The organism is Duganella sp. OV510, assembly GCF_900100205.1.
GTDB lineage: Bacteria > Pseudomonadota > Gammaproteobacteria > Burkholderiales > Burkholderiaceae_D > Rugamonas.
Genome location: NZ_FNEQ01000002.1, coordinates 550992 through 564020, shown reverse-complemented (window position 1 = coordinate 564020; position 13029 = coordinate 550992). Strand labels below are relative to the sequence as shown.

Annotated in this window: 7 protein-coding genes; 4 read left to right on the top strand and 3 right to left on the bottom strand. The window is 63.2% G+C overall.

All coding sequences use genetic code 11. From position 1 onward, the window contains the following. Window positions 1–71: 71 nt before the first annotated feature. Both BLS51_RS09575 and BLS51_RS09570 read left to right on the top strand, forming a co-directional pair. Window positions 72–2312 (top strand): TonB-dependent receptor, encoded by a 2241-nt coding sequence (locus BLS51_RS09575; protein ID WP_090181145.1) that lies wholly within the window; start codon window positions 72–74, stop codon window positions 2310–2312. A 115-nt stretch (window positions 2313–2427) separates the two neighbouring features. Further along, the gene (locus BLS51_RS09570) at window positions 2428–4122 is read left to right on the top strand and encodes a methyl-accepting chemotaxis protein (RefSeq protein WP_090181148.1); all 1695 of its coding nucleotides are present in this window, start codon (window positions 2428–2430) and stop codon (window positions 4120–4122) included. A 40-nt stretch (window positions 4123–4162) separates the two neighbouring features. Here BLS51_RS09570 and BLS51_RS09565 read toward each other — a convergent pair whose 3' ends face one another. Both BLS51_RS09565 and BLS51_RS09560 read right to left on the bottom strand, forming a co-directional pair. Continuing rightward, window positions 4163–4366, bottom strand: coding sequence for an oxidoreductase-like domain-containing protein (locus tag BLS51_RS09565; protein WP_090181152.1), 204 nt, complete (start codon window positions 4364–4366; stop codon window positions 4163–4165). A 6-nt stretch (window positions 4367–4372) separates the two neighbouring features. Beyond that, window positions 4373–7453, bottom strand: coding sequence for a ligand-binding sensor domain-containing diguanylate cyclase (locus tag BLS51_RS09560; RefSeq protein ID WP_090181157.1), 3081 nt, complete (start codon window positions 7451–7453; stop codon window positions 4373–4375). Between the two features lie 146 nt (window positions 7454–7599). Between BLS51_RS09560 and BLS51_RS09555 the strand changes: the two genes are divergently transcribed. Further along, window positions 7600–9072, top strand: coding sequence for a DEAD/DEAH box helicase (locus BLS51_RS09555; RefSeq protein WP_090181161.1), 1473 nt, complete (start codon window positions 7600–7602; stop codon window positions 9070–9072). Between the two features lie 2 nt (window positions 9073–9074). Further along, a complete protein-coding gene (locus BLS51_RS09550) occupies window positions 9075–11033 on the top strand; it encodes an acyltransferase family protein (RefSeq protein WP_090181165.1) in 1959 nt (652 codons plus the stop codon). A gap of 6 nt (window positions 11034–11039) precedes the next feature. Here the strand turns inward: BLS51_RS09550 and BLS51_RS09545 are convergent, their stop codons facing one another. Continuing rightward, on the bottom strand, window positions 11040–13028 hold the full coding sequence (locus BLS51_RS09545) for a hypothetical protein (RefSeq protein WP_090181168.1): 1989 nt from the start codon (window positions 13026–13028) through the stop codon (window positions 11040–11042). Window position 13029: the final 1 nt, after the last annotated feature.

The window sequence follows — 13029 nt, the reverse complement described above, 5'->3', positions numbered from 1 at the left end:
CTTGGTCACATGGGATTTCTACAATTCTGCAAGTTAAATTTCCACCAACCTAGCAAGAAAGTATACCGACCATGCCACAGCGCTTCCCTCTGAAACCTTTGTGCTTGCTGGTGCTGCAAGCCCTGGCTTGCCAAGCCTACGCCGCCGAAACCGACGCAGCCGAAGATGCCACCGTTGCCGCCATGGCCGGTCCGGTGCAGACGGTGGAAATCACCGGCCGCGGCCAGTCGCGCCAGGTGCAAAACATCAACAAGGCCGACCTGGCCGAAGCGCTGCCGGGCACCAGCCCGCTGAAAGTGCTGGAGAAACTGCCTGGCGTGAACTTCCAGTCGGCCGACCCGTTCGGCGCCTACGAATGGTCGACCAGCTTCAGCGTGCGTGGCTTCAACCAGAGCCAGCTGGGCTACACGCTGGACGGCGTGCCGCTGGGCGACATGAGCTACGCCAACAACAACGGCCTGCACATCAGCCGCGCCATCTCGTCGGAAAACATCGGCAGCGTCGCGCTGTCGCAGGGCGCCGGTTCGCTGGGCACTGCGTCGTCGAGCAACCTGGGCGGCACCGTGCAATTCTTCACGCTGGCACCAACCGATGAGCGCGGCCTGACCTTCGCACAAACCTTCGGCAGCGATTCGACCGCGCGCACCTTTGTCCGCGTCGATACCGGCCTGATCAACGGCGCCGTCAAGGCCTTCATCAGCGGCACCCGTCAGCGCACCGACAAGTGGAAAGGCGACGGCGGCCAGGACCAGGATCAGTGGAACTCGCGCTTCGTCTACAACTTCGGCGAAAACAACAGCCTGACCGGCTTCCTGAACTATTCGGACCGCAAGGAAATCGACTACCAGGATTTGTCGAAAGAAATGATCGGCCGCCTCGGCTACAACTGGGACAACTACCAGCCTGACTGGCAGCGCGCCATCAACGCTGCCAAGGGCGTCTACAGCGGCGGCGTCACCAGCCTGGACGACGCCTACTACTCGGCTGGCGGCCTGCGCAAGGATACGCTCAGCGGCCTGACGCTGGACCTGAACCTGGCCAGCGGCGTCGGCCTGAAAACCACCATCTACCACCACGACAACGAAGGCCAGGGCCATTGGTACACGCCTTACGTGCCGACCAACGCCGCCAACCCGATCTCGATCCGCACCACCGAGTACACGATCGGCCGCGACGGCGTCACCAGCGATTTGACGTGGGAAATCGGCAGCCACACCATCAACGCCGGCCTGTGGGGCGAGCGCAGCAATCACACCGGCACCCGCGCCTACTACGGCGCCACCGGCCCCGGCGACACCATGTACTACCTGCGCAATCCGTTCCAGGTGGACTGGAAGCAGAACTTCATCACCACCACCTCGCAGTACTACCTGCAGGACACGCTGGCGCTGATGGACGGCAAGCTGAAAATCAACGCCGGCTTCAAGTCGCTGGACGTCGACATCGCCGCCCGCAACCTGGTCGGCACGCGCGCCGCCGGCCAGTTGAGCGCCGAGAAGAAATTCCTGCCGCAGGCCGGCTTCAATTACGCCATCAGCCAGGACGACGAAGTGTTCGGTTCGGCGTCGAAAAACATGCGCGCCCACCAGCCAGGCGTCGGCGGTCCGTTCTCGCAGACGCAACAGGCCTACAACGCCGGCATCGCCAGCCTGAAACCGGAAACCTCGACCAATGTCGACCTCGGCTACCGCTTCAAGCGCGCCAGTTTCCAGGGGTCGCTGGCGGTGTACAACGCGCGCTTCGATGACCGTCAACTGAGCGTCGCCACCTGCGCCGGCATCGTTGGCTGCCCATCGACCTTCGTCAACGTCGGCAAGGTCGATACCAAGGGTGCGGAAGCGATCGCCGTGTGGAAGTTCAACCGCGAATTCAGCTGGTTCAACTCCTACACCTACAACGACTCCAAGTACAAGTCGAACTACACGGACGGCACCACGCTGGTGGCGGTCAGCGGCAAGACGGTAGTGAACTCGCCGAAGCAGCTGTTCAACACCGAAGTATCGTATGACGGCGGCCCGTTCTTCGCGCGCGTCGGCGGCAAGTACACCGCCAAGCGCTACTACACCTACCTGAACGACAACGCGGTGGACGCCTACTGGGTAGCTAACCTGTCGGCCGGCTACAAGCTGAAGTCCCTGGGCTGGGCGAAAGAATTGTCGCTGCAAGTCAACGTTACCAACCTGCTGGACAAACAGTACATCAGCACCATCGGCACCAACGGCTTCCAGGCCAGCGATCCGAAAGGCACGGCGCAAACCTTGCTGAACGGCGCCCCACGCCAGTTCTTCGTCACCCTGAACGGCAAGCTGTAAGCCGTCCCTGGCGTCACGCTGTTGCTTGAAAAATACAGGCATGGCGTGGCGCTGGCATGGCGCTCCACATAGTTGCATACTGGATAGCCAGCCCGCAGCGATGAGGAGATGCGCCATGAAATGGTTTTACGATCTGAAAATAGCCACTAAGCTGATCGTTTCGTTTGGAGCCGTCCTGCTGTTGACCCTGATACTGGGCGTCAGCAACATGATATCGATGGATCGCGTCAACCAGGCCTCGACCGACCTGGCGGACAACTGGATGCCCAGTGTGCGCGCGGTGATGGACCTGCGCACCGATGTGGGCGAGCTGCGCCGCTGGGAGCTGGCGCATTTGCTCAATGACGAGCCGGCCGCCATGGCCGACTATGAAAAGCGCATGGACACGGTGCTGGCCACGCTCAAGCAACACCGTGATGTCTACGAAAAACTGATTTCCAGCCCGGAAGAGAAAGCCATTGCCGCCGAGTTCGACAAGGGGCTGGCGGCTTTCATGATCGATCACGACAAGATGATTGCCATGTCGCGCAGCGGCAACAAGGCTGACGGGCGTAAATTATCCGCCTCCACCTCGGCGCAGGCGCTGACGGTGATTACCGAGAATGTCAACAAGCTGGTCAAGCTGAACGTCGATGGCGGCGACGAGGCCAGCGAGCTGGCGTCGGCCATCTACACCAGTGCGCGCATGACTTCGATTGCCCTGCTGGTGGTGAACATCGGCATCGGCATGGTGCTGGCGCTGTGGGTGGCGCGCATCGTCGCCTCGCCGTTGCAGGAAGCGGTATCGCTGGCGCGCGATGTCGCCGATGGCGACCTGACGCGCTCGATCAACGTCAAGAGCGCGTGCGAAACCGGGCAGCTGATGCAAGCGCTGAAAGACATGACCGGCAACCTGCAAAACCTGGTCAGCCAGGTGCGGCATGGCACGGATACGATTGCCACCGCCTCGTCGGAGATCGCCAGCGGCAACCAGGACCTGTCGTCGCGTACCGAAGAGCAGGCCAGTTCGCTGGAAGAGACGGCATCGTCGATGGAAGAGCTGACCTCGACCGTCAAGCAGAACGCCGACAACGCGCGCCAGGCGAATCAGCTGGCGCAATCGGCTTCCGGCATCGCGCTGAAGGGTGGCGACGTGGTGGGGCAGGTGGTGGGCACGATGGCGTCGATCAACGAATCATCGCGCAAGATCGTCGACATTATTTCGGTAATTGACGGCATCGCCTTCCAGACCAATATTCTCGCGCTGAACGCGGCGGTGGAAGCAGCGCGCGCCGGCGAGCAGGGGCGTGGCTTCGCCGTGGTGGCAGGCGAAGTGCGCAACCTGGCGCACCGATCGGCGGCGGCGGCCAAGGACATCAAGCTGCTGATCAGCGATTCGGTGGAAAAGGTGGAGACTGGTTCGGCGCTGGTCAACCAGGCCGGCGAGACGATGAACGAAATCGTCACCAGCATCACGCGGGTGACCGACATCATGAGCGAGATCACGTCGGCCAGCGCGGAGCAGAGTTCCGGCATCGAACAAGTCAACACCGCCATTGTGCAGATGGACCAGGTAACGCAGCAGAACGCCGCGCTGGTGGAAGAAGCCGCCGCAGCGGCCGAATCGATGCAGGAGCAGGCGGCGCGGCTGAGCGAAGTGGTAAGCGTCTTCAAGCTGCTGGCAAGTGCGCCGGCACGTCCTGCGCCGCCCCCGCGCAAGCCAACGGTACCAGCCGCAGTAGTCGCCACCGCCAAAGCCCCACCCGCCCGCGTCGCAATCAAGAAACCTGTCAAGGAAACGGTTGGCGGCGACGAATGGGAAGCCTTCTAATCTAAACCCTGGGGGTCAGTTCTGCCAAACGTACACGAACTCAACCGTTATGGTTATTACGGCTGAGCTCCTGTACGTTTGGCGGAACTGACCCCGGAGTTTGGCGGGACTCCCAGGCTTTGAGGGCTTCGCGGTAGCGGTCCAGTTCTTCCTGGTACAGGTCTTCCACGCAGTAGGTGCAGCCGCTGTGGCAGCAGTCGCCCGGCTCGGGCGGGACAGGTGGTTGCGGTGTCGGGTCGTCCATTGTTCTTCATTCTGGCGCCAGTAGCGCCATATTGCGTCCTTGTTCCTTGGCCTGGTACAGCGCGCGGTCGGCGCGCTCCACCAGTTGCTGCGGCGAGCTGTCGTCGCTTGGCGCCATCACTGCCACGCCGATGCTGATCGTCATGATACCAAACGGCGACTGTTCGTGCGGCAAGGCCCGCCACGCCAGCTCGCTACAGATTCCTTGTGCCACACCCAGCGCGTCGATGCCGTCGGTGGCGCTGGCCAGTAGGGCGAACTCTTCGCCGCCATAGCGCGCCACCAGGTCGCTGGTGCGGCGGCCGTGCGCGGTGATCAGCTCGGCCACGCTGCGCAGCGCGGCGTCGCCGGCCAGGTGGCCGTAGTGGTCGTTGTAGCGCTTGAAGTAGTCGACGTCCAGCATCAGCAGCGCCAGCTTCTGGCCGCTGCGGGCGGCGCGCCGCCATTCGGCGTCCAGCGCGGCGTCGAAGCCGCGCCGGTTGCTGACACCCGTTAAGCCGTCGGTGGTGCTCAAGGCGGCCAGCTTGCGGTTGGATTCTTCCAGCTCGACCGTACGCGCCGCCACCGTCTGTTCCAGCTCGGCCTGGTGGCGCGTCAGGCGGTTGATGCGGATCTTGTAGGCCAGCGCCAGCGAGCCAACCACCAGCGCCGCCAGGCCGGAGCGGAACCACCAGCTCTGCCAGAACGGCGGCGTGATGGTGATGTTGAGCGTGGCCGGCACCTCGTTCCACACGCCCAGGTGGTTGGCGGCCTTGACGCGGAATACGTAGTTGCCGGGATTCAGGTTGGTGTAGCTGGCTACGCGGCGGCTGGCGTCGGTCTCGACCCAGTCGCGGTCGAAACCCTGCAACTGATACGCGTAGCGGTTGCCGGATGGTTCGGTGTAGTGCAGCGCGGCGAACTCCAGCGCGAACACCGAGGCCTGCGACGACAAGGTCAGCGCGGTCGGCGCCGTCACCGGGCCGTCGGCCTTGACGTTCTCGGCCGGCTGGCCGTTTTGCAGCGAATGGTTGAACACGGTGATGTCGGTGATCGCCACCTGCGGCGGCACCGAACTGGTCTTCACTTTCGCTGGCGTCACCGCCGTCATGCCGTGCACGCCGCCGAAGTACAGCGTGCCGTCCGCGCCCAGCGACGAAGAATTGACGGTGAAACCTTCGGTCAGGCCGTCGGAGGGGGAGAAGTGGTGAACCTGGCCACTGGCAGGGTCCAGCCGGTACAGGCCGGCAATCGTGCTGCACCAGATCTTGCCGTCCAGGTCGTGCTGGATGGCGAGGATCTTCGGCGCCCGCATCGCCGCTGCATAGGACTTGAAGGCGATCTTGCCATCCGCCTGGAACACCACCAGGTCCAGCCCCTTGCTGGTGCCGACCCAGATGCGGCCTTGCGCATCCTCATGCAGGCTGGCGATGTTGTCGTCGCTGAGACTGCTGGTGTCCCTGGGCGCGTGGCGGAAGTTGCGGAACTTGCCGGTGGAAGGGTCCAGCAGGTCGAGCCCGCCGCCATTCCATTCCGAGCCAGCCCACACGCGGCCCTGGCGGTCTTCCAGCACTGCCGAGGTGCCGTTGACGCTGCGCGAGCCGGGGTCCTGCGGATCGTTGTAATAAATCTTGCGGGCGTCGGTCTTGCTGTCGTAGCGTATCAGGCTGTTGCCGGTGGCCAGCCACAGCACGCCGCCGGCGCCCGGCGCGATGGCGTTGATGTAGTCGCTGGCGGTGTTGCCGAAGTGGATGGCCTGGAACGCGCTGTCCGGTGTGTCCAGCCGGTTCAGGCCGTTCGAGGTGCCCAGCCACAACGGGCCTTTGCCGTCGTCGTCCTGGTACATGCTGTAGACGATGGCGTGCGACAGCTTGCCCGGTGTCTGGTCGTCCGCATGGTAGCTGCGCAGCACTTTGCTGCTGGCCGGATCGTACAAGCTCATGCCGACATTGCCGCCCAGCCAGATCTTGCCGTTCGGCGCGCGTGCCAGGCTCAGCAGCGCATTGCTGGCCGGCGCCGCGCGGTTGTCGATGCGGAACGGCACGTGGCGCGTGAAACCTTCGCTGCTCAGGTTGGCCAGCGCGATGCCGTCGGTGAAGGAGGCGATCCACAGCATGCCACTGCGGTCCTGCATCACCGCGCGCAGGTTGTCGCCCGGCAGGCTGTACGGATCGTCGGCGGCGTGCACGAACTGGTCGAATTCCTTGTTGGCTTCATTCCAGCGCAGCAGGCCGGCCGACAGCGTGGTGCTCCACAGCACGCCCTTGTTGTCGAGGCCGAAGTTGGTGATGCGGCTGGCAGGCGAGCGTATCGGCGCGCGCGTGTCCCAGTCGCGCTTGCCGTCCCAGCGGATGACGCCGGACTCGGTGCCGATCCACAGCGCGCCCTGCTGGTCGAATTGCAGCGCGCGGACGATGTTGATGCGCGCGTCCGGCTTCGGCGATGGATCGACCGCATAGTGCATGAAGCGGCTGGCGCCCGGCGCCAGGTAGTCCAGCCCGCCCGGCCAGGTGGCGATCCAGACGCCGCCCTTGCTGTCCAGCGCCAGCGCGTTCAGGTCGTTGCTGGCCAGGCTGGCGGGATCTTTTTCATCGTGGGCGTAGATGGCGTCGAACTTGCCCTTGCTTGGGTCGAAGTGTTGCAGGCCGCCCCAGGTGCCGATCCACAAGCCGTCCTTGCCGTCGGAAATGATGTTCTTGACAATGCGGTGGTTCTTCGGCGCCTTGTCGGTGGTGAAGGTGGTGAAGTTGTTGGTCTCGGGATTGAAGCGCGCCAGGCCGTTCTGCGTGGCGGCCCAGATGCGGCCCTGGCGGTCCTCGTAGATGGACGACACACGGTCATGCGGCAGGCTGTGCGGGTCGGACGGGTTATGGCTGTACTTGACCGCCTGGTAGCCGTTGTAGCGGTACAAGCCGTTGGTATGGGTGCCGACCCACACAAAGCCCTTGCGGTCCTGCAGCAGCGACAGCATCGAAGGATCGTCGGCGCCCAGCGGGCCGAGTTTCTTGAAGCGCAGCGACGGGGCGGGGGCGGCCTGGGCGGCGGTCAGCGCCAGCAGCAGGCAAAGGAGAAGCAAGCGGCGCAAAAAGGCCGGTAGGTCGGCTAGCATGTGGAACGCACATTCATCTGGTTTCTGAGGAGAGTGCAGATTATACATGCCATTGAGGCAATAAAATCGGCATAAAACTGCCGTTTTTTAGCGCAGTTGCCAGAAATTAGGGTATAGTTTACGGCGCTTCACCATCCGTCCACATTATGTCCGATACCGAAATCACCACTCCCTCCGTCCCCGAGCAGACCGTTGATGCTCCCGCCCAGGTTCGTTTCGCCGATTTTGGCCTGTCGGCCGACATCCTGCGCGCATTGAACGACCAGGGCTATGAGCACCCGACGCCGATCCAGGCCCAGGCCATTCCTGTGCTGCTGCAAGGCCGCGACGTCATGGGCGCGGCCCAGACCGGTACCGGCAAGACCGCCAGCTTCTCGCTGCCGATCATCCAGATGCTGCTGGCGCATGCCAGCAGCAGCACCTCGCCGGCGCGCCACCCGGTGCGCGCGCTGATCCTGACGCCGACCCGCGAACTGGCGGTGCAGGTGGCCGAGAACGTCAAGGCCTACGCCCAGCACACGCCGCTGCGCTCGACCGTGGTGTTCGGCGGCATGGACATGAAGCCGCAGACGGTGATCCTGAAAGCCGGCGTGGAAATCGTCATCGCCACCCCGGGCCGTTTGCTGGACCACGTGGAGCAAAAGAATATCAGCCTGGGCCAGGTGCAGATGCTGGTCATGGACGAGGCCGACCGCATGCTGGACATGGGCTTCCTGCCGGACCTGCAGCGCATCATCAACCTGCTGCCGAAGAAACGCCAGAACCTGATGTTCTCGGCCACCTTCTCGCCGGAAATCAAGAAGCTGGCCAACACCTTCCTGACCGACCCGATCACCATCGAAGTGGCGCGCAGCAACCAGACCGCCGACAAGGTCACCCAGGTGGTGTACAAGATCGCCGAGAACCAGAAGCACGCGCTGACCGCGCACCTGCTGCGCCAGCGCGAGCTGAAGCAGGTGATCATCTTCTCCAACACCAAGCTGGGCGCGTCGCGCCTGGCGCGCGAGCTGGAGCGTGAAGGCATGAAGGCGGTCGCCATCCACGGCGACAAGACCCAGCAGGAACGCATGGCCGCGCTGGACGCGTTCAAGAAAAACGAGATCGATATCCTGGTGGCGACCGACGTCGCCGCGCGCGGCCTCGACATCTCCGACCTGCCGTGCGTGATCAACTACGACCTGCCGTACAACGCCGAAGATTATGTGCACCGCATCGGCCGCACCGGCCGCGCCGGCGCTTCGGGCGACGCCATTTCGATCTACTCGGACAAGGACGAGCGCCTGCTGGCCGATATCGAAAAACTGATCAAGCAGACCATCAAGCGCGGCGAGCCGCAAGGCTTCGACCCGGCGCCGGCCTTTGCCGACGAGCGCGGCGAACGCCGTCCGCGCCGCAGCGAAGACGCCGGCCGTGGCCCGCGCACCAGCGCCGAGCGCCCACCGCGCAGCTTGGGCGGCGGTGGCCCGCCGCGTCGCGAAAAGGTCGATCCGTGGTTCCTCAAGCCGTACGAGCCGGCCAAGGCCGCAGTACCTGCACCAGCGGCGCCAGCTGCTGGCGGCGCCATCACCAAGGCCAAGCCTAAACTGGCCTTCCTGCTGGGCGGCGCGCCCAAGCAGTAGACATGTCAGGCGTGTCCCTGCATCCGGCCTATCGGGCGGACATCGATGGCCTGCGCGCGATCGCCGTGCTATCGGTCGTGGTGTTTCATGCGTTTCCGACGCTGCTGCCCGGTGGTTTCATCGGGGTCGACATATTCTTTGTCATCTCGGGTTACCTGATCGGCAGTATCTTGCTGAAGGGCATGGCAACGCAACAGTTCAGTTTTGCCGACTTCTACGCACGCCGCGTGCGCCGTATTTTCCCGGCATTGGCGCTGGTTCTGACCAGTTGTGCTGTGCTCGGCTGGTTTGGACTGTTCCCGGACGAGTACCAGCAGCTTGGCAAACATATGTTCGCAGGCGCGAGCTTTGTCTCGAATTTCTTCCTGTGGGGAGAGGTTGGTTATTTCGATACGGCCGCCGATACCAAGCCGCTGCTGCACCTCTGGTCACTGGCGGTCGAAGAGCAGTTTTACATTGTCTGGCCGCCGCTGCTATTGCTGGCTTTCCGACGCCGCTGGGCGCCGTGGAAGTTGGTGCTGCTGTTGATGACCGTCTCATTCCTGATTAATCTCGGCGGTGTCAGGCACTATGCCACTGCGACGTTTTACTCGCCGCTCAGCCGTATGTGGGAATTGCTGCTTGGTGCGTTGCTGGCCCATCTGAGCGTTTACCGCATCGGCTTGCTGGCCGGCGTGCGCCATGCTGATGGCGATCACTTGATCGACCTGGCCGCTCCCCGTGCCCGTCAGTGGCTGGCCGCCGGCGGCCTGCTGTTGATTGTGCTGGGCCTGCTGCTGGCCGCTCCCGGCAAGCGCTTCCCCGGCTGGTGGGCATTGCTGCCGGTGCTAGGGGCGACGCTGCTGATTGGCGCCGGGCCCGCCACCTGGATCAACCGCAAGCTGCTGGCCAACCAACTGCTGGTATGGTTCGGCCTGATTAGTTATCCACTTTACCTGTGGCACTGGCCGATCCTGTCTTACCTGCATATTCTCGAAGGCGATGTGCTCGGTCGCAAAGTACGCGTGGCCGCGCTGGGTGTTGCCGTGCTGCTGGCCTGGCTGACCTACCAGTTGCTTGAACGTCCGCTCCGCAAACCCGTTAATGGTGGGCGCAAGGTCGCCATCCTGGTGCTGGCGGTGGCTGCCTTGGGCGGCTTCGGTGGGTGGGTCTACTGGCAGGATGGATTGCCGATGCGCCGTTCGGTGGTGGACAACGCCGCCCAGACCAAGGCGCTGGTGTTGGTCGAAGACGTCGCCAATGCTGCCGCCTGCAAGCGCCGCTACCAGTTCAACACCTTGGCAGAATATTGCTTGCTGGATCAACCTGACAAGCCACCGACTGTGGCGCTGGTGGGCGACAGTCACGCGTATCACATTGCCGCAGGCCTCGGCCGTCATTACCGGGCGGAAGGTGACAACCTGTGGTATCTGGGGACCCGTGAGCCCGTCTATGGCTTGCCGGCTGGCGATGATCCTTATCAGCAAGCCACACCGCGCATGCTCGATGCTGCGCTATTGACGGCCAGCGTCCACACAGTGATTTTTTCTACCGCAGCAAAATTCGGGAATGAAACGCCGGATGGCCGCGCACGCGTGGCACTGTTGCGCGCCACGCTGCGTCGCTTTGTCGAGAGTGGCCGCACGGTGATTTGGGTCAATGACTTGCCGGCATTGGACTTTGATCCGCGCAGTTGTATTACGCGTGCCGGCCTGCCAACCTCGAAAACGCGGATCGACTGCAGTATTCCGCGTGCTGAGTTCGAACAGAAAACCGCCGCCCATCGGGCGGCGGTGGCGCAGGTGCTGAAGGATGTCCCGCAAGTCCAGCTGCTGGACAGCGCGGCGCCTTTGTGTGACGCCAGCCGATGCCACGCCATCATCAACGGCAAGCTGATGTACCGCGATACGCATCACCTGAGCTACGACGGCGATTTATACGTTGGCGATTATTTCAACCGCCAACTGCGCGCGCATCGCTGAGCCGGTTCATAACGACGGTGTCTGCCCGAGGAACTGCAGGCCAAACAGCGAAACACCAAGCGCGCGATTATCGCCCGATTTGCCGTCGTCCGACGGACGGGTCGGATTGGCGATCTCCAGCACTACCTGAGACACACCTTGCTTGCAGTTGGAGGGCGGCACAGTAAAGCGGATGTCGGCGCCGCCGGCACGTAACGGGCCTTGCCACAGCACTTGTTCACCGGCGCGCAGCGTCAGTGCTTGTTGGCCATAGGGTTCCATCTTCAGCGCGACGTCAAAGGGCTGGTCAACCCGGTAGAACTGTTCGCCGCTGCAGGGGAAGTTCAGTTCGGCGCGTTTGCCAACCGACCATACGCCCCAAGGCTCTTGCTGGCCCCAGCCACGCCCCAGTACAAAGCCACCGCTATCCTGCAAGCCCAGCTTGTAAGGCGCCGGCGACACGCTCAGCAGCATGCCCATGGCCTGTGCATCGCTCAGGTAGACGTAGCCATAAGGCTGGGGGACCTGGGCCTGGACCGCACGCCGGTAGGCGCTCAGCTTATCGTTGTCGAACAGGCAGCGGTTGGGTGACATGGCACCCGGTGTGTTGACGTGGTAAATCAGCAGCATCTTGCGGCAATCAGGGCCGACGATCAGATCATACGCACGCTCCTCACCATGACCGGAGTAACGTTCCATGAAGATTTCCGGGGCCGGATTGTACCAGGTAGGCAGCTTGCTCTGCAGCAGGTATGACAGCCGCGACGGCGTCACATATTGTTCCGGCGTATGTGGGTTGTAGCGCTGCAGTGCGGCGCCGGTCAACAGCAGCACGCCCAGTGCCAGGGCGTAGCCGCGCGCCGTGCGCCAGGGGCACTGCGCGCTGATCCATAACAGCAAGCTGAATGCCAGCGGCATATACCACAGCGCATAGCGCGCCAGCCCGGGGGTGGCGCCGGAATTAAGGTTGCTGGTCGACGATTGCGCGTAGAAATTGATCAGCACATAGGCCAGCAGAAACGCCGCTTCAGGCCAGTTGCTGCCCTGGCGTGGCGCTGCTGGCTGCGCTTGCGGGAAACGGCGGCGCCAGTACCACAGGGCCCCGGCCGCCAGCAGTGCTGCCGTGCCCAGCGGCCAGTTCGGCAGCAGACCGAGGTCGGGATCAAGTATCCACACATAAAAGCTCGACAGGTTGCTGCCAAGCGCGGCCCCACCCGCCAGCAACTGCGGCGTGACCACCCCATAGCGCATTTCGTAATACAGCGGATGCAGCAGCACGGTGACCGCCGCCAGTGCCAGCAGCAGCAATTCACTGCCGCTGAAGCGCTGGCGCCACTGCAGCAGCACGCGGTAGGCCCACGGGATGCCGGCAATCAGCGCAAAGCTGGGGTTTTGCGTCGACACCAGCGCAAACAGCCATGCGGCAGCAGCGTAACGGGCGCGATGCATCTGCATCATGCCGATAAACAGCAGGCACAAGGTAAATGGCTCGGTGTGCACCTTATCCAGATACCACAGTAGCGGCGAGGCAAAAATCAGCAGCAGCATGACCAGCATGCCACGCAGGCGGTAGTAGTGATAAGCAGCTGCCACGGTGGTGCCTATCAGCACCCCATGCAGCGCCAGGAAGCTGGCATGGATCGATAGTTTGATGCCCAGCAACATGGCCAGTTTCTGGCACACTAATGCCAGCAGGCTGTAGAACCAAAAATGGTTGAAATCAGTCGTGTTGCCGACCCTTAACTCGCTGAACGCCTCGTAGAACCATGGCCGGGGCACCAGGCCTACCACCTCGGTGCTACGCTGTAACTTGTCATAGGCTGCGTTGGCGGCAGTGTCCATCCACGGGCGCTGACCTTCGTCCCAGGCATAAAACATGGCGTAATACTCGGAGCCGTCGCCGACGCGTTCGCCAGGACGTTTGCCCAGCCAGCAGAATAGCAAGATGGTGGCTACCGCGATCAGCAGATACGGCGCCGCGCGGCGCCAGGCGCCCTGGGGCAGCAGTCCGGTCATG

Coding starts and splice junctions, on each gene's coding strand:
- BLS51_RS09575 (WP_090181145.1), top strand. CDS start 72: ATGCCACAGCGCTTCCCTCTGAAACCTTTGTGCTTGCTGGTGCTGCAA.
- BLS51_RS09570 (WP_090181148.1), top strand. CDS start 2,428: ATGAAATGGTTTTACGATCTGAAAATAGCCACTAAGCTGATCGTTTCG.
- BLS51_RS09565 (WP_090181152.1), bottom strand. CDS start 4,366: ATGGACGACCCGACACCGCAACCACCTGTCCCGCCCGAGCCGGGCGAC.
- BLS51_RS09560 (WP_090181157.1), bottom strand. CDS start 7,453: ATGCTAGCCGACCTACCGGCCTTTTTGCGCCGCTTGCTTCTCCTTTGC.
- BLS51_RS09555 (WP_090181161.1), top strand. CDS start 7,600: ATGTCCGATACCGAAATCACCACTCCCTCCGTCCCCGAGCAGACCGTT.
- BLS51_RS09550 (WP_090181165.1), top strand. CDS start 9,075: ATGTCAGGCGTGTCCCTGCATCCGGCCTATCGGGCGGACATCGATGGC.
- BLS51_RS09545 (WP_090181168.1), bottom strand. CDS start 13,028: ATGACCGGACTGCTGCCCCAGGGCGCCTGGCGCCGCGCGGCGCCGTAT.